The sequence below is a fragment of the Hafnia alvei genome, from assembly GCF_900095695.1.
GTDB classification, from domain to species: domain Bacteria; phylum Pseudomonadota; class Gammaproteobacteria; order Enterobacterales; family Enterobacteriaceae; genus Hafnia; species Hafnia alvei_B.
In genome coordinates this window covers 59,136-76,343 of sequence record NZ_FMIQ01000070.1, presented here as the reverse complement: position 1 = coordinate 76,343, position 17,208 = coordinate 59,136, and the positions used below count along the sequence as shown (strand labels likewise).

Below are 17,208 nucleotides of genomic sequence, written 5' to 3'. Positions count from 1 at the left end.
ACAACTATCGTTCCAAATACATGGATTCGATTTCCATCTGGTAACGCGAGTTAATAATCTTGCGACGCAGTTTAAGCGTTGGTGTCAGCTCGCCTTGTTCCATGGAGAAAGCCTCTGGCAGCAGTGTAAAGCGTTTAACCTGCTCAAATTTGGCTAAGCCTTTCTGCATTTCACGCAGGCGTAACTCAAACATCTCAACGATATGACTATGACGCAGCAGATCTAAGCGATCGTGATATTTCAGGTTGATCGACTTAGCGTACTCTTCCAAAGATTCAAAACACGGAACGATCAGCGCAGACACAAATTTACGCGCGTCGGCGATAACCGCAACCTGCTCGATAAAACGATCCTGCGCTAAGGTGCCTTCAACCATCTGTGGCGCAATGTATTTACCGTTAGAGGTCTTCATCAAATCTTTCAAGCGCTCGGTAATAAACAAATTACCGTTCTCATCTAATGCCCCTGCGTCACCGGTTTTTAACCAGCCATCTTCAGTAAAGGTCGCGGCGGTTTCCAACGGCTTGTTAAAATAACCACACATGACGATAGGGCCACGTACCTGAATTTCATTTTCATGACCGATACGGACTTCAACGTCAGGCAATGGTTTACCAATAGAACCAAAGCGGAAATCGTTCTCTTCCCAGCAAGATACCGTGGCACAGGTTTCTGTCATGCCATAACCGTATTTAATGTTGGCACCCAGCGCTTGGAAAAACAGGATGACATTATCATCCAGCTTTGCACCTGCGGCTGGCAGAAAACGCACTCGCCCACCTAAAATTCCACGTAGTTTGCTGAGAACTAGCTTGTCGGCTAACTTATGCATCGCGATCAGCGCAGGGCTTGGTTTGTTCCCAGTACGCTCGGTCAGGAAACATTTTTCCCCCACCCAAATAGCCCACTTGAACATGGCACGCTTATGCCACTTCGCCTGAGCCACTTTTTCATGAATAGCGCTAAAAATTTTCTCGTAAAAACGCGGAACTGCACACATAACGGTAGGCTTCACCGATTGCATCGCCTCTCGAACCTGATTGGTATCGCCAAGGTACACATTCTGCGCCCCAGAGTGCATGACATAGAAACTCCATGCACGTTCAAATACGTGAGAAAGCGGCAGGAAGCACAGAGAAACATCATCGGCCGTTACGGTTAAACGCTCATCATGCAAGCGAAGCTGCGCGCCCATATTGGTGTAATTAAGCATCACGCCTTTTGGCTCGCCCGTCGTGCCTGAGGTATAGATAAGCGTGAACAGATCGCTCATATCAGCTTGTGCAATACGTTCAGCCAACTGAGGCAAATAAGATTCTTGTGCGCTAGCAGCGAAATCTTCAAGTGTGCAGGCGATTTCACAGCCCTGCATGTCAATGCTGTCCGACATAACAATAATGCGTTCTAACTGCGGACAAACACCACGCAGAGCCAGCGCCGCATTATATTGAGATTGGCCATCAACAAACAGGATGCGCACGTCAGCATCATTAAGCACAAAGGCGGTCTGTCCCGCGGTGTTTGTGGAGTACACCGGAACGGTTATTGCTCGCAGATGCAAAATAGCCAGATCAACCAAGGTCCAAGAAACTGAATTGTGAGCAAAAATAGCCACGCGATCCTGCACATCAACGCCTAAAGCGCACAGTGCCAGCGCGAGTTTCTCAACCCGACGCCCTACCTGTTGCCAAGTAAATGAAGTTTCGCCTTGAGCAGACCACTCACGTAACGCAACACGCTGCGGTATGGTTTTGATCTGCTGCTGAATTCGTTCAACTAAATGATATTTATTTAACTCATTGATCATAGAAGAAGTTCATTGAATTTATCGGAATGGATGTCGCAGTAAGATATGAGTGAAAAATCTTATTCAGCTTACAGCTGTGCGCTCTTTTCGCCGAAGTCTACCTGTTCTAGCCGAAGGGTCAACGATTATTGAACATCAAAATGTGAGTAAAGACGGGTTTCTTGAATAATTATCCATCAAGCTATGGCAGAGAATAATGTAAATACTGGGTCCGTTCGCCACGAATGAAAAGAATTCAAAATAATATAAAAAACTAATAAAACCGCTATTAGCATCTATAAACCACTACCAGCGCGACAAACCCCAGATATGCAAAGAGAGAGCTTAATGCTCTCTCTTTATTAACTTAATTATTTAAACATGAAGTTTAAAATTTACTACCAAAGTCACTCAGTACGGCTTTCATCCATTGATGACCGCTATCACGCTCTGCGGCATGGTGCCAGCTCAGATAGCAGGTACGTTCTCTCTCCAAATCACTGAGTAACACCACAGAAAGATTCAAGTGTTCTGCATAATCCTCAACCAGCCAGCGTGGGGCAATAGCCACCATTTCAGTTTTAGATACCACGCTCAGTACGCTGTTCATATCGGTACCTTGATATGCAACACAACGGGCTAACTCACTCGCCTCATAATAACTACGGCTTAGCGATGAGAATAAATTCAAACCAACAACAGCATGTTGCTCAACCAATAGCTGCTGATAGCTGACCATATTATTAATTCTTGGGTGATTCTTAGATACGGCTAAAACGAACTCATCTTTAAATAGAGGTTCGCAAGAGTATTCTTCACTTTCAAAATGACTGTAGCTAATCAAGAAGTCTTTTTCTTGATAGCGTAATTTACGTTCAATATTTTCATTTACTGATGAGTTTAAATGTAACTGAACGTGAGATGCGCTCTCTTTAATTTGATTAAATAGCTTTGCTGTTAGTCGAATATCTAATGGGCTACAAATCGCCACATTAAATACACGTTCACTTACTAGCGGGTTAAAGCCAGCGCCAGGGAGTTCATTCTGAACAATCTGCAATGCTTGGCGAATCGAACCAAACAGCTGATATGCCCGATGCGTTGGCTGGATACCGCGGCCATAGCGCATGAAGAGTTCGTCGTTGAACATGACTTTCAATCGAGCAACAGCGTTACTCACCGCGGGCTGAGACATACCTAAGGCATGTGCCGCACGCGTGATATTTTGCACCTGCATAACCGCATCAAAGACAGTCAGCAAATTAAGGTCAACGTTTCTGAGTTGAACCAGTTCTGTACTTCCATTCTCGGCCAAAGACATAGCTTCGTTTTGTACTGACATACATCACCTAATATAATTTATATTTCAGCATCGCGATTAGAAAATAAAACCACGAATTAATTAAGATATGAAAACAGCCGAAAATTCAAACCCCGCTCAGCCGTCCAGTTTGGGAATTTTTAAACGCTATCCCTAGCTATAAAAATAAACACAGCAATAAATACAAATTGATTTATTTAGAATTAAAATGACACAAAAGGCCATCTGTCACTCATCAACCTTTCATTCATTCAACACCAATGCATTCTAGTGATTAATGATTTAGTTGTACTTAAAATTCAAGGAAGCAATAGTTAACTAACAAAGAATAATAAGTATGTATATTTTAAAAAATACGCTTCTCATCCAATTAGTTATCACCGAAACAAACCAAGTTATAGAACAGCCCTATCGTAATTAGCCAACTAATGTTTCATTAAAATTTCTGAGACACCTCACAATCCTGTACTACTTCATAAGAAGAATATTTATCACTAGGCCCATCGGATATGAGTTTTTCTCACCTACTGAAATACCCGTTGACAAGACTTTAGCTATCCAGTATCACTTTAAGTATTGAAATTACTCACCCAGATTAAGAGCGGAATCACATGATCCAGACGACTCGCCTCCTCAGCCTCCTCCTTCTCGCATCCAGCATGCGCGGTGAGCCTGTGGGCGGTAATCAAAACTGATTCCAACCAAACACAAGAAAGCCCGCGCAAATGCGCGGGCTTTTTTTTACATCAAAAGCAGCGCAACGCGACAAATAAGAACGATTGAGGAGCAACCTGCATGAGCCAACAAGTGATTATTTTCGACACCACGCTGCGCGATGGTGAACAAGCATTACAAGCAAGTCTGAGCGTCAAAGAGAAGATGCAAATCGCGATGGCATTAGAACGCATGGGGATTGACGTTATGGAAGTTGGCTTCCCCGTTTCTTCCCCTGGTGACTTTGAATCGGTACAAACCATTGCGCGTAACATCAAAAACAGCCGAGTCTGCGGACTGGCACGCTGCGTAGATAAAGATATCGATGTCGCCGCTGAAGCGCTGCGCGTCGCTGAAGCCTTCCGCATTCATGTATTTTTGGCCACCTCCACGCTGCATGTTGAATCAAAGCTGAAAAAATCCTTTGAGGATGTCGTGGCAATGGCGGTGCATTCCGTGAAACGTGCGCGTAACTACACGGATGACGTTGAGTTTTCCTGCGAAGATGCGGGCCGTACTCCGTTAGACAATCTGTGCCGCATCGTTGAGTCCGCCATCAAGGCCGGTGCCACCACCATCAACATTCCCGACACTGTCGGTTACACCACGCCTTATCAATTTGGTGGCATCATCACCAATCTGTACGAGCGCGTGCCTAACATCGATAAAGCCATCATTTCCGTTCACTGTCATGACGATTTGGGCATGTCGGTCGCCAACTCCATTACTGCGGTTCAGGCCGGTGCACGTCAGGTCGAAGGGACAATCAACGGTATTGGCGAGCGAGCAGGCAACTGTGCATTGGAAGAAGTCATCATGGCCATCCGTACACGTTCCGAAATGCTGGGTGTGCATACCAATATTCGCCATCAGGAAATTTACCGCACCAGCCAATTCATCAGCCAAATGTGCAATATGCCCATCCCGGGTAATAAGGCCATTGTGGGCTCTAATGCTTTCGCGCACTCTTCTGGCATCCACCAAGACGGCGTGCTGAAAAACCGCGAAAACTACGAAATCATGACCCCAGAATCGATTGGTTTGAATCAGGTACAGCTGAATCTGACCTCTCGCTCTGGCCGCGCTGCCGTGAAACATCACATGGAAGAGATGGGTTATCAGGAAGGTACCGACTTCAATCTGGACACCTTATACGATGCCTTCCTGAAACTGGCTGACAAAAAAGGGCAGGTATTCGACTACGACTTAGAGGCGCTGGCCTTTATTAATAAGCAGCAGGAAGAGCCTGAGCACTTCAGCTTGGATTACTTCAGCGTCCAGTCGGGTACCAGCGTGATGGCAACCGCATCGGTGAAATTAAACATCGGCGGAGAAATCAGCGCAGAAGCCGCAACTGGCAATGGGCCTGTCGACGCTGTTTATCAAGCTATCAACCGTATCGCTGGCTATGACATTGATATTATTAAATATCAGCTTTCAGCAAAAGGCCAAGGCAAAGATGCTCTGGGTCAGGTTGATATCGTTGCCAATTACAACGGCCGCCGCTTCCACGGCGTCGGCATTACTACCGACATCGTCGAGTCTTCCGCTCAGGCGTTGATTAACGTACTGAATAATATCTGGCGTGCGCAGCAGGTCGAAAAAGAAAAACAGCGCATCCACCAAACACAAACATCACCTTCTCATTCTAATCAGGAAGCGATCTAATTATGAGCCAAACACATCACATTGCCGTTTTACCCGGAGACGGCATCGGTCCAGAAATTATGGCGCAGGCCTACAAAGTCATCGACGCCGTGCGCCAGCGCTTTGGCCTGAGAATTTCTACCAGCGAATATGACGTCGGTGGCGCAGCCATCGACAAGCACGGCACGCCTTTGCCCGCAGCCACCATTGCAGGCTGTGAACAAGCCAGCGCGATTCTGTTTGGCTCCGTCGGTGGCCCAAAATGGGAGAACCTACCGCCCGCACAGCAGCCTGAACGCGGCGCATTATTGCCATTGCGTAAACACTTCAAACTGTTTAGCAACCTGCGCCCAGCGCGCTTATATGAAGGATTAGAAGAGTTTTGCCCGCTGCGTAGCGATATCGCCGCTCGCGGCTTCGATATTCTGTGCGTGCGTGAATTAACCGGCGGGATCTACTTCGGCCAGCCGAAAGGCCGAGAAGGCCAAGGTATGCATGAGCGAGCTTTCGATACCGAGGTTTATCATCGCTTTGAAATCGAACGTATCGCACGTATCGCCTTCGAAGCCGCGCGCAAACGTCGTGGCAAAGTGACCTCCATTGATAAAGCGAACGTGCTGCAAAGCTCTATTTTGTGGCGCGAAATTGCTACTGAGATCGGCAAAGACTACCCAGACGTCGAGCTGAATCACATGTATATCGACAACGCGACCATGCAGCTGATTAAAGATCCGTCGCAGTTTGACGTCATGCTGTGCTCCAACATCTTCGGCGATATTTTGTCGGACGAGTGCGCCATGATCACCGGCTCGATGGGCATGCTGCCTTCCGCCAGCCTGAATGAACAAGGCTTCGGTCTGTATGAACCTGCGGGTGGCTCTGCCCCGGATATCGCAGGAAAGAACATTGCCAATCCTATTGCTCAAATTCTGTCATTTGCCCTGCTGCTGCGCTACAGCCTGAATGCAGACGATGCGGCTAACGCCGTTGAGCAAGCTGTTAATCAAGCATTAGAGCAAGGCTTCCGCACCAGCGATTTAGCGGGTGATGGTAAAGCGATTTCAACCTCAGAGATGGGCGATGCAATTGCCCGCTTTATCGCACAGGAGGCCTGATCATGGCGAAAACTTTATATCAAAAATTGTTTGATGCTCACGTCGTTTATGAAGCTGAAAACGAAACGCCGCTGCTGTATATCGACCGCCACTTGGTGCACGAAGTCACGTCACCACAGGCGTTTGATGGTCTGCGTGCAATGGGCCGCCCTGTTCGCCAAACCAGCAAAACCTTTGCCACCATGGATCACAACGTTTCTACGCAGACCAAAGATATTAACGCCTGCGGCGATATGGCACGTATCCAGATGCAAGAACTGATGAAAAACTGCAAAGAATTTGGCGTGCAGTTATACGATTTGAATCATCCCTTCCAAGGTATCGTTCACGTTATCGGCCCCGAGCAAGGCATGACATTACCGGGTAACACCATTGTTTGCGGCGATTCTCACACCGCCACCCATGGCGCATTCGGCGCATTGGCCTTCGGTATCGGCACTTCCGAAGTCGAACATGTTTTAGCGACTCAAACGCTGAAGCAAGGCCGAGCAAAAACCATGAAAATTGAAATTGCTGGCGATGCCGCCGAAGGCATTACGGCCAAAGATATCGTGCTGGCCGTGATTGGCAAAATCGGTCACGCCGGTGGTACCGGACACGTAGTGGAATTCTGCGGCAAAGCCGTAGAAGCCCTGTCGATGGAAGGCCGCATGACGCTGTGCAATATGGCCATAGAAATGGGCGCAAAAGCCGGCTTAGTGGCACCAGACGAAACGACCTTTGATTATCTGAAAGGCCGTCAGTTTGCGCCAAAAGGCGAAAACTGGACCAAAGCCGTGGAATACTGGCGCACGCTGAAGTCAGATACGGGAGCACAATTTGACGCCACCGTTACCTTGAACGCCAGCGACATCGCCCCTCAGGTCACGTGGGGAACCAATCCAGGTCAGGTGATTGCCATCAACCAGCCAATCCCTGCACCTGAATCATTCAGCGATCCCATGGAGCGTGCCTCGGCAGAAAAAGCGCTGGCTTACATGAATTTAGAAGCCGGAGTTAAGCTGACCGACGTTGCCATCGACAAGGTCTTTATCGGCTCCTGCACCAACTCACGCATCGAAGATTTACGTGCCGCTGCGGCTATCGCCAAAGGGCGTAAGGTTGCCAACGGCGTGCAGGCCATTGTGGTTCCGGGTTCAGGTCCTGTGAAAGCACAGGCGGAATCCGAAGGTCTGGATAAAATTTTCATCGAGGCCGGTTTTGAATGGCGTTTACCGGGTTGCTCAATGTGCTTGGCGATGAACAACGATCGTCTGAATCCAGGCGAGCGCTGCGCATCCACCAGCAACCGTAACTTTGAAGGCCGCCAAGGCCGCGGTGGCCGTACGCATCTGGTCAGCCCTGCAATGGCCGCCGCCGCCGCAGTAAGCGGGCACTTTGCCGATATTCGTGAATTAGCGACCGCAGCGATCTGATAAGGAGCACTACACATGGCTAAATTTATTCAGCACAGCGGCATCGTTGTTCCTTTGGACGCCGCGAACGTCGACACCGATGCGATTATCCCTAAGCAGTTTTTACAGAAGGTCACCCGTACCGGCTTTGGTCAGCATCTGTTTAACGACTGGCGTTTTTTAGACGATGCAGGCCAGCAACCTAACCCTGATTTCATCCTGAACCAGCCTGCATTCACAGGCGCAAGCATCTTACTGACGCGCGAAAACTTCGGCTGTGGCTCATCACGCGAGCACGCCCCATGGGCATTAACCGATTACGGCTTTAAAGTGGTGATTGCGCCAAGCTTCGCAGACATTTTCTACGGCAACTCATTTAACAATCAGCTGTTGCCCGTCACGCTAAGCGAATCCGAAGTCGATGAATTGTTTGAACAGGTCAAAGCCAACCCCGGAATATCGTTTACCGTCGATCTGGAAACGCAAACCGTTCATGCGGGAAGCAAAACCTATAAGTTCGAGCTAGACAGTTTCCGTCGCCACTGCATGATGAATGGCTTGGATAGCATTGGTCTGACGCTACAGCACGAAGCGGCTATATCCGCTTATGAGGAAAAATTACCGGAGTTTTTGCGCTAATTTAATCCCTTACTTACCCCACCAAGCGCCCCCTTACCAGAGGGAGAATTAGATCGAGATAACATCACGAAACGGTTCCCTCCCCTGCGAAGGGGAGGGTTAGGGTGGGGTGCTATGGAGGAACTAAAATTCACTCATCACCAATACCCCAACCACTTCCACCACAAACTTCCGATCACAATCCAAATCAGTAGGTTCACTACGCTGAGAATAAATCCGGTTTTCCACCACTCGCCCAAAGTTACGTAGCCCGAACCAAAGATAATCGGCGCAGTGCCCGTACCATAGTGCGTCAATGACATCATCAATGATGAAGAGAACGCCAGCACTAAACCTAACAAGGCGGGTGGCGCGCCCAGTGCCAGACCCGCAGCGAAGAATGCGGCGAACATCGCGGTGATGTGCGCCGTGGTGCTAGCAAAAAAGTAGTGCGAATAGACATAAACCAACGTCAGCAAGATCATCCCGCCTACCCATCCCATACCGAGATGAGAAATGGCATTGCCAACACTTTGTGAAAGCCAGCTGATCAAGCCCAGCTTGCCTAAATAGGTCGCCATCATCACCAGCGCGGCAAACCACACCACCGTGTCCCACGCACCTTTGTGTTTCAGCACGTCGTCCCAGCTTAGAACGCCGGTCGCCAAGAGGATCGCCAGCCCGATAAACGCCGCCGTGGTTGGATTAACCACCCACGCACTGCCGAAAAGGAATGCAGGTATTCCCGCCCAAAGGCACAGCAATAACGCAAATACCCCCAGCGTGATTTTTTCTGCTAACGAAATACTCCCAAGCTCCGCCAACTTATCTTTGGCAAAGCGCGGCGCGTTGGGCGTTCGTTTGATGGTTGGCGGATATAGCCAGTAAACAATCAACGGCATCACCAACAGAGAGATTATCCCCGGCACCAAGGCAGCAATCGCCCACATTGACCATGTGAGTTCAAACGTTGAGCCAGTGCCTTTCAGCAATAAATTTACAATCAATGGGTTTGGCGCCGTGGCGGTAATAAACATCGCCGATGTAACCGGGTTAATGTTGTAATTCACCAGTGCCAGGTATCGACCAATCTTCTGCGTGGAGCCCGGTTCTGGCTTCGAACCAAAACTGTCGGCAATGGACTTCATAATAGGGTGAATGATGCCGCCACCGCGCGCGGTGTTACTTGGTGTTACCGGCGCTAACGTGGTTTCTGCCAACGCCAACGCATAGGCAATGCCCAACGTTTTCTTACCAAACAGCGAAATGAAATAGTAACCGATACGTGCCCCAAGCCCGGTTTTATTCAGGCTGAGCGATATCATGATGGAAATCCCGATTAACCAAATCAGCTGGTTGGAAAAACCACTCAGCGCATCATCCAAAGCCGCGGTGGGTTTGCCCGGATTGGTCACCTGCGTCAGCGCAACTAAGGCAATAGCAATTATTGATACCGCGCCAATCGGCATCGCTTTACCGATGATAGCGGCGATGGTACCCACAAATAGCGCAAGCAGATGCCATGCATTGGGGCTCACGCCTTCAGGCACGGGAATGACAAACCAGATAATCAGGGCGATGGCGATGGAAATTAGAGAAGGTATAGGCTTTAGCGGTGTTAATTTACCCATATTATTATCAACTCTTCCTAGGTGAGTCGGCATCTCCGTACCGGTGGAGATAAATAAAAGCAGAGGAGTTTAGTGCGCAGGCAAGGTGAATTGAAATGTTTTGTTTGCAGGTAACGCCTATGCACTTGCATTAACGCTATCTGAATAGCTCGGCTAAGGCGTTGCGCAGTATCAAAAAACGACAAATTGGTTATTTTCTTAGCAGTTAAATAGGATCGCATTTTCATACGACCCTAAATCTCAAACTAGGCCTCTCGTACACGAGAACACAAAATTAGGGCCATAATCGCCAGCGCCGCCGCCAGCCAATAAACCGCATGATGTCCCACAGTTTCAGCTAATGCCCCCTGCAGAACACCCGCCATAATCACACCGGTTGAAATACTGTTGGTAAATAAGGTAGTCGCGCTGCCCGCCCTACCCGGCATCAAATCCTGAAAATAGAGCATGCCGATACCGGCAATAATGCCAATGAAAACGGCGTTAAACAGCTGTAACACCATCAGCGCCAGCTTAAATTTAAACAGCACCAAACCCGCATAAAACAGGATACCGGCCGCCACTGCAAACAGCATCATGTTACGTTTGCCAAAGCGTTTCACATAGTAACCCGCCAGAATCATGGCGGGGATCTCTAGACCCGCAGCGATACCCATCAGCAGACCAGCCAAATTCTCAGGCAGGCCGAGATCTTGCGTGATATACAGCGGCATATCAATAATATACATGGTGTTGCAGGTCCACATCAGCATGGAGGATATGAACAGCAGAACCACATTCTTGTCACCAAACGCATTGGTCGGGATAACGACCGCTTCGCCCACGCTTTCGGTGCGCGGCATCGACGGCAACATCAACGCTACCAGTACGATCGCCAGCACAAATACGCCTGCGGCAATCAAATACATAAACGTAAAGCCGTAGTTCAGCGCCAGCATAAACGACAACGGCGGGCCAATAACCCATGCCAAGGAAAGCTGCGCACGCATCACCGAGCTAAACATCACCACTTCGCTTGCCGAACGATCGGCATATTCACGCGCCAAGGCAAAAATCTGTGGCATTCCCGTATTCGCCAGCGCGGCTAAAAATACCCCGGCAGAAATCAGCAGCAAGTAGCTGCGACAGAAAGCGAATAGCAGGCAGTTTCCAACCGCCATAGCGCAGCAAAACATAATCAGTTTACGGCGATCGCCCTGACGATCGGATCGTTTGGCCAGTAGGAAACTCACCGCGATCCCGACGATCGCATTGACGGTATAAAACAGCCCAACCCACAGGGGGCGAACCTTAACCTCGGTCGTCAAAAATAAGCTCAGCGTGGGAGCCTGAAGCGCGCCCGCAATCCCCGTTAGAAAGGCAACAATAAGAAACGCGGCGTAGATAGGGTTAATTCGGCGGCGGGCAGTCAACAAAGAGGTCATCCTGATTTCCTAAGCTGGCATGAGCAAATACGGCGTGTCGTACGATAACAGAACACGGATATAAAAAAACCAGCAGGCAAACCTGCTGGTCGGTGAAAAGCACCATTACTCAGAAACACTCTTTGATGTCGGAGAGACAAATGATTACTCACCTCTTTCTCTTTCATCTGCTGAAATTATCTGCGTAATATAGGGAAAGAAAAATTGATAGCTTTACCTAAAAAGGTTCCTCTTTTATGGCGACATCGCGATTACAACATCAGTTCATACGTTTATGGCAAAGCTTCAAAGGCCAGTCTGCGGAAACCACGCTGGGCGAGCTTGCAGAAACGCTAAGTTGTTCACGTCGTCATGTCAGAACCTTATTAAACTCAATGCAACAACAAGGTTGGCTGCATTGGCAGGCCGAGTCTGGCCGAGGAAAGCGCTCAACGCTAACGTTCCAGTCAACGGGCCTTCAGGTACAGCAGCTACGCGCAGAGGAGTTGCTGGAACAGGATCATATTGAGCAACTGGTTCAACTGGTGGGCGACCGCAGCTCAGTACGCCAAATGCTACTCTCCCAGCTAGGCCGAAGCTTCCGCCAAGGTAAGCATATTCTGCGCATTCTTTACTATCGCCCGTTGTTTAATCTGCTCCCCGGAACGCCAATGCGCCGCTCTGAAACCCATTTGGCGCGGCAAATCTTCAGCGGACTTACCCAGCTAAATGAGGAAAATGGGGAACTAGAATCCGATCTTGCCCATCACTGGCAGGCAATTACGCCCCTGCACTGGCGCTTCTATCTACGTCCCGCGATCCGTTTCCATCATGGCCGCGAACTCGAAATGATCGACGTTATCCAATCGCTCGAGCGTTTACGCGATCAGCCGCTATTTTCACATCTAAAAACAATTACCTCACCCAACCCTTACGTCATCGACATCCACTTAAGCACGCCCGATGCATGGCTACCGTGGCTGCTGGGCAGCGTCAGCGCCATGATCCTGCCACACGAATGGCAATCACTACCGAACTTCACGCGCTCGCCTATCGGCACCGGCCCTTATCAGGTGGTGCGTAACACGCAGACACAGCTGAAAATCCGTGCTTACGACGACTACTTTGGTTTCCGTGCGCTAATTGACGAAGTTAACATCTGGGTTCTGCCTGAAATTTCAGAAGAATTGGTACACGCAGGCGTGCAGCTCCAATCCGACGATACGGGTAAAGATGAGCTGGAAAGCCGCTTGGAAGAAGGCTGCTACTTTATGCTGTTCGACCAACGTTCGCCGTTGACCTCCGATCCGGCGGTGCGCGAATGGCTCTGTCAGGTCATGACGCCGATTGCCCTGCTCAATAAAGCCGGAAAAATTCATCAACGTTACTGGTCACCGGCCTACGGCATCCTACCGCGCTGGCACCATAATTTATTGATCAGTGAAAATAAAAAACCCGAGCATCTCACTCATTTAACATTAACGGTCTACACCAAGCATTCAGAATTCCACGCTATCTATTTAGCGCTTAAGCCGTTGCTGGCCGAATATGGCGTTGAGCTTACCATGCAGGAGATAAGCTACAGTCGCTGGCACGAAGGCGATGCGCAAAGCGATCTCTGGGTCGGCAGTGCTAATTTCTATTTGCCGCTAGAGTTTTCCGTATTTTCAATGCTCTATGAACTCCCCTTGCTCCAGTACTGCCTCAGCGGTGATCTACAGCAAGACGCCAGCCGATGGCGCAGCAATGCCCTCCCCATGGCCGAATGGTGCCAACGCTTGGTGCAGGAACATCAGCTTCACCCCCTATTCCATCATTGGCTAAAACTGCACGGACAACACAGCATGCGCGGCGTGCGCATGAATACGCTCGGCTGGTTCGATTTCAAATCCGCGTGGTTCTCCCCACCGGAGCTCCCCACGGACAGTCATGTGCATGAATTAACCGTTTCCACCGGTTGTGAAAAACCTCGGTAACGTTATTAATCCTTTCTAATAACAGACGCTCTCTTTACAATAGCGCCCTGTTCTCAACGGGGTGCAAAAAAATAGACCGGCAATTTCCATCGCCGATCTAAAAACGTCGCGAGCTGCGTTCAGCTGGTGTCGGTCAGCGCGGAAGAACCGGAGCATACACAAAGTATGTGAGGATTCTGAGCACTACCCGACATCGGATCAACGCCTGCGCAGCACGTTTTTGCTGAGAGATACCCGTCGAACCTGATCCGGCTAACACCGGCGGAGGGATTTGAGAGTGTACCCACGCTTGCTCAAAGACCTTTGCGACCTGACTTAACTCACGGAGTGCAAAGTGTTGAAACGATTGATTCCTGCCTTAATGCTGATCGCCGCACCTATGTTGGCTCACAGCGCTGATAAACCCGTTCTCACTGTTTATACCTACGATTCTTTTGCCGCTGAATGGGGCCCTGGCCCGAAGGTTAAAGCGGCGTTTGAAAAAGAGTGTGGCTGCGAGCTGAAGTTTGTGGCGCTGGAAGACGGCGTTTCGGTGCTTAACCGAGTTCGCATGGAAGGCAAAAAAAGCAGCGCCGACGTAGTATTGGGGTTGGACAATAATTTAGTGCAAGCCGCCGAAAAAACCGGCCTGTTTGTACCTAGCGAAGTCGATGCTCAGTCGCTCACCGTTCCCGGTGGCTGGCAGAATAAAACCTTTGTGCCTTATGACTACGGCTATTTCGCTTTCGTTTACAACAAAAACACGCTGAAAAACCCGCCTACCAGTCTGAAACAGCTGGTCGATGGTCCTGAGAAATGGAAAGTGATTTATCAAGATCCGCGCACCAGCACGCCGGGGTTAGGTTTAATGCTTTGGATGCAAAAGGTTTACGGCAACGACGCTCCGCAGGCGTGGCAAAAACTGGCGAAGAAAACCGTGACGGTGACCAAGGGATGGAGTGAGGCCTATGGCCTGTTCTTGAAAGGCGAAGCAGATTTGGTACTGAGCTACACCACGTCGCCGGCGTATCACATTATCGAAGAGAAAAAAGAGAACTACGCAGCCGCCGAATTAAGCGAAGGCCACTACTTACAGGTAGAAGTTGCGGCTCAGCTCGCCGGTAGCAAGCAACCGCAGCTAGCACAGAAATTTATGCAGTTTATTACCACTCCAGCTTTCCAGAACGAAATGCCAACCGGCAACTGGATGTATCCGGTGATTAAAACCACGCTGCCTGCGGGTTTTGAACAGCTGAAAGTTCCAGCAAAAGCCTTAGAATTTACGCCTGCCGAAGTGGCTGAAAACCGCGCAACATGGATCCGCTCATGGCAAGCCGCCGTCAGCCGTTAATTCCGTTCTGGTTAATCCCTGGATTGTTCGCTGCGATGGCGATTATTGCCATCGCAGCGGCATCATTTGGTTCACTCTGGCGCCATGCGCCAGAGTCGGATTGGCGTAGCCTGTGGCAAGACGATTATCTGTGGCACGTTATTCGTTTCACCTTCTGGCAGGCGTTTCTCTCCGCCGTTTGCTCGGTTCTACCGGCTATTTTGCTGGCTCGGGCGCTGTTTCGCCGCCGTTTTTTAGGCCGTCAGCTATTGCTACGCCTGTGCGCCATGACGCTGGTATTGCCCGTGCTGGTCGCGGTCTTTGGGATCCTCAGCGTGTATGGCAGACAGGGCTGGCTGGCACAGATTTGTCAGTTTCTCGGCCTTGATTACACCTTTTCGCCCTACGGCTTACAGGGCATTTTGCTGGCACATATTTTCTTTAACCTGCCGCTCGCCGCACGTTTACTACTTCAGGCCTTAGAAAATATTCCGACCGAACAGCGCCAACTAGCCGCCCAGCTTGGCATGAGCAATTGGCAACAGTTCCGTTTTGTTGAATGGCCTTATCTACGCCGCCAAATTCTGCCCGCCGGCGCGCTGATATTCATGTTGTGTTTCGCCAGCTTTGCCACCGTGCTTTCTCTCGGCGGCGGCCCGCAGGCAACCACCATCGAGCTGGCGATCTATCAGGCTTTAAGCTACGACTATGATCTCAGCCGCGCCGCACTGCTGGCCATACTGCAACTGTTGTGCTGTTTGGGTTTAGTTTTGCTGAGTCAAAAGCTTAGCGGCATCCTGCCAGTCGGTCATACGCGAGCGCTGAAATGGCGTAATCCCGTCGATAACGTGGCGGCGCGGTTGCTGGATAGCGGCGTGATTTTCTGCGCGCTGTTGCTTATCCTTCCTCCGCTGCTCGCGGTGATAGCAGACGGCGCGAATCATGCTTTTGCCAGCGTGCTGACTCAGCCCGTGCTATGGCAGGCCACGTTCACATCGTTAAAAATTGCGCTAGGCGCTGGCTTGCTGGCCGTAACGCTAACGATGATGTTGCTATGGAGCAGCCGTGAACTTCTGCTACGCCAGCATCGCTGGTTAGGACAAGGTATGGAACTGACCGGAATGCTGATATTAGCCATGCCCGGTATCGTGCTCGCAACAGGCTTCTTTTTACTGCTAACCGATACTATTGGCATTCCACAATCGGCCTATGGACTGGTGATTTTAACCAACGCATTAATGGCCATTCCCTACGCGCTTAAAGTGTTAGAAAACCCTATGCGCGATTTGGCCGAGCGCTACAATCCGCTCTGTCTATCGCTGCGAATTCAGGGGTTCAACCGATTAAGGCTGATAGAGCTGCGCGCGCTCAAACGCCCGCTTTCTCAAGCCATGGCGTTTGCCTGCGTGCTGTCCTTAGGCGATTTTGGCGTGGTTGCCCTGTTTGGCAACGAGCAATTCCGTACGCTGCCTTTCTACCTGTATCAGCAAATCGGCGCCTATCGTAGCCAAGACGGTGCGGTCACCGCGCTGTTATTGCTGATCTTGTGCTTCTTACTTTTCACTCTGCTGGAACGTCTTCCGGGGCGAGATAAATCATGATTACGCTGAACGATCTCACTTATATCTATGAGCATCAGCCGATGCGTTTTTCACTTAACATCTCCGCCGGAGAACGCGTGGCCATTTTGGGCCCGAGCGGTGCGGGCAAAAGTACACTGCTGGCCTTGATTGCTGGTTTTTTGATGGCCGATAAAGGCACAGTAACGTTAGATGGCGTGAATCACACCAGTACGCCGCCGTCCAAACGCCCGGTATCGATGCTGTTCCAAGAGAACAATTTGTTCTCTCATCTAAGCATTGAGCAAAATCTGGGGTTGGGGTTAGATGCGGGATTACGCCTAAATGGCACGCAGAAAAAGCGCATGAATGAAATTGCTCAGCAGGTGGGAATTCTTGATTGCCTACCGCGATTGCCGTCGCAGCTTTCCGGCGGTCAACGCCAGCGCGCCGCACTGGCACGCTGTTTGTTACGCGACCAGCCTATTTTACTGCTCGACGAACCTTTCTCCGCGCTCGATCCCGCGCTGCGAGGAGAAATGCTACAGCTATTAGAACAGGTTTGTTCAGAGCAAAATCTCACCCTGCTGATGGTGTCACATAATCTTGATGACGCCGCACGTATCGCCACACGTACATTATTGGTTGCCGATGGGCGCATTGCCTATGATGGCACCACTCAAGATCTGTTAGATGGAAAAGATCCGGCGGCTGCGGCGTTGTTGGGGCGGTAGC

General features: G+C 50.0%; 12 protein-coding genes and 1 other RNA gene. 8 read left to right on the top strand and 5 right to left on the bottom strand.

The window, feature by feature from the left end; translation table 11 throughout:
• Positions 1–4 precede the first annotated feature (4 nt).
• The gene (locus BN1044_RS19295; RefSeq protein WP_072310042.1) at positions 5–1,807 is read right to left on the bottom strand and encodes an AMP-dependent synthetase/ligase; all 1,803 of its coding nucleotides are present in this window, start codon (positions 1,805–1,807) and stop codon (positions 5–7) included.
• 367 nt (positions 1,808–2,174) lie between these two features.
• Positions 2,175–3,128: a transcriptional regulator LeuO gene (gene leuO, locus BN1044_RS19290; RefSeq protein WP_072310041.1), complete on the bottom strand. Its 954-nt coding sequence runs from the start codon at positions 3,126–3,128 to the stop codon at positions 2,175–2,177.
• Positions 3,129–3,902: 774 nt separating this feature from the next.
• Between leuO and leuA the strand changes: the two genes are divergently transcribed.
• The 4 genes from leuA to leuD are packed head-to-tail and all read left to right on the top strand — an operon-like array spanning position 3,903 to position 8,616.
• The gene (gene leuA, locus BN1044_RS19285; RefSeq protein ID WP_072310040.1) at positions 3,903–5,489 is read left to right on the top strand and encodes a 2-isopropylmalate synthase; all 1,587 of its coding nucleotides are present in this window, start codon (positions 3,903–3,905) and stop codon (positions 5,487–5,489) included.
• Between the two features lie 2 nt (positions 5,490–5,491).
• A complete protein-coding gene (gene leuB / locus BN1044_RS19280; protein ID WP_072310039.1) occupies positions 5,492–6,583 on the top strand; it encodes a 3-isopropylmalate dehydrogenase in 1,092 nt (363 codons plus the stop codon).
• 2 nt (positions 6,584–6,585) lie between these two features.
• The gene (gene leuC, locus BN1044_RS19275) at positions 6,586–7,998 is read left to right on the top strand and encodes a 3-isopropylmalate dehydratase large subunit (protein WP_072310038.1); all 1,413 of its coding nucleotides are present in this window, start codon (positions 6,586–6,588) and stop codon (positions 7,996–7,998) included.
• Positions 7,999–8,013: 15 nt separating this feature from the next.
• Positions 8,014–8,616, top strand: a complete 603-nt coding sequence (gene leuD, locus BN1044_RS19270) for a 3-isopropylmalate dehydratase small subunit (protein ID WP_072310037.1) — start codon at positions 8,014–8,016, stop codon at positions 8,614–8,616.
• 137 nt (positions 8,617–8,753) lie between these two features.
• Here the strand turns inward: leuD and BN1044_RS19265 are convergent, their stop codons facing one another.
• Positions 8,754–10,226 carry a DASS family sodium-coupled anion symporter gene (locus BN1044_RS19265; protein WP_072310036.1) on the bottom strand — a complete coding sequence of 491 codons (1,473 nt, stop codon included), beginning with the start codon at positions 10,224–10,226 and terminating at the stop codon, positions 8,754–8,756.
• A 245-nt stretch (positions 10,227–10,471) separates the two neighbouring features.
• Positions 10,472–11,650, bottom strand: a complete 1,179-nt coding sequence (locus tag BN1044_RS19260) for a sugar efflux transporter (RefSeq protein WP_072310035.1) — start codon at positions 11,648–11,650, stop codon at positions 10,472–10,474.
• 236 nt (positions 11,651–11,886) lie between these two features.
• Here BN1044_RS19260 and sgrR point away from each other — a divergent pair, with 236 nt between their 5' ends.
• Positions 11,887–13,605: an HTH-type transcriptional regulator SgrR gene (sgrR, locus tag BN1044_RS19255; protein WP_072310034.1), complete on the top strand. Its 1,719-nt coding sequence runs from the start codon at positions 11,887–11,889 to the stop codon at positions 13,603–13,605.
• Between the two features lie 93 nt (positions 13,606–13,698).
• Here the strand turns inward: sgrR and BN1044_RS19250 are convergent.
• Positions 13,699–13,774: non-coding RNA, sX9 sRNA (locus BN1044_RS19250), on the bottom strand.
• A gap of 192 nt (positions 13,775–13,966) precedes the next feature.
• Between BN1044_RS19250 and thiB the strand changes: the two genes are divergently transcribed.
• The 3 genes from thiB to thiQ are packed head-to-tail and all read left to right on the top strand — an operon-like array spanning position 13,967 to position 17,207.
• A complete protein-coding gene (thiB, locus tag BN1044_RS19245; RefSeq protein WP_211095727.1) occupies positions 13,967–14,935 on the top strand; it encodes a thiamine ABC transporter substrate binding subunit in 969 nt (322 codons plus the stop codon).
• Positions 14,911–16,515 carry a thiamine/thiamine pyrophosphate ABC transporter permease ThiP gene (gene thiP, locus BN1044_RS19240; RefSeq protein WP_072310032.1) on the top strand — a complete coding sequence of 535 codons (1,605 nt, stop codon included), beginning with the start codon at positions 14,911–14,913 and terminating at the stop codon, positions 16,513–16,515. The genes thiB and thiP overlap by 25 nt, the downstream gene beginning before the upstream one ends.
• On the top strand, positions 16,512–17,207 hold the full coding sequence (gene thiQ, locus BN1044_RS19235; protein ID WP_072310031.1) for a thiamine ABC transporter ATP-binding protein ThiQ: 696 nt from the start codon (positions 16,512–16,514) through the stop codon (positions 17,205–17,207). The genes thiP and thiQ overlap by 4 nt, the downstream gene beginning before the upstream one ends.
• Position 17,208 lies beyond the last annotated feature (1 nt).

What these genes read in the sequence shown, in the direction of transcription:
- leuB (WP_072310039.1), top strand. Translation starts at nt 5,492, where the DNA reads ATGAGCCAAACACATCACATTGCCGTTTTACCCGGAGACGGCATCGGT.
- BN1044_RS19295 (WP_072310042.1), bottom strand. Translation starts at nt 1,807, where the DNA reads ATGATCAATGAGTTAAATAAATATCATTTAGTTGAACGAATTCAGCAG.
- sgrR (WP_072310034.1), top strand. Translation starts at nt 11,887, where the DNA reads ATGGCGACATCGCGATTACAACATCAGTTCATACGTTTATGGCAAAGC.
- BN1044_RS19265 (WP_072310036.1), bottom strand. Translation starts at nt 10,226, where the DNA reads ATGGGTAAATTAACACCGCTAAAGCCTATACCTTCTCTAATTTCCATC.
- thiP (WP_072310032.1), top strand. Translation starts at nt 14,911, where the DNA reads ATGGCAAGCCGCCGTCAGCCGTTAATTCCGTTCTGGTTAATCCCTGGA.
- leuC (WP_072310038.1), top strand. Translation starts at nt 6,586, where the DNA reads ATGGCGAAAACTTTATATCAAAAATTGTTTGATGCTCACGTCGTTTAT.
- thiQ (WP_072310031.1), top strand. Translation starts at nt 16,512, where the DNA reads ATGATTACGCTGAACGATCTCACTTATATCTATGAGCATCAGCCGATG.
- leuO (WP_072310041.1), bottom strand. Translation starts at nt 3,128, where the DNA reads ATGTCAGTACAAAACGAAGCTATGTCTTTGGCCGAGAATGGAAGTACA.
- leuA (WP_072310040.1), top strand. Translation starts at nt 3,903, where the DNA reads ATGAGCCAACAAGTGATTATTTTCGACACCACGCTGCGCGATGGTGAA.
- thiB (WP_211095727.1), top strand. Translation starts at nt 13,967, where the DNA reads ATGCTGATCGCCGCACCTATGTTGGCTCACAGCGCTGATAAACCCGTT.
- leuD (WP_072310037.1), top strand. Translation starts at nt 8,014, where the DNA reads ATGGCTAAATTTATTCAGCACAGCGGCATCGTTGTTCCTTTGGACGCC.
- BN1044_RS19260 (WP_072310035.1), bottom strand. Translation starts at nt 11,650, where the DNA reads ATGACCTCTTTGTTGACTGCCCGCCGCCGAATTAACCCTATCTACGCC.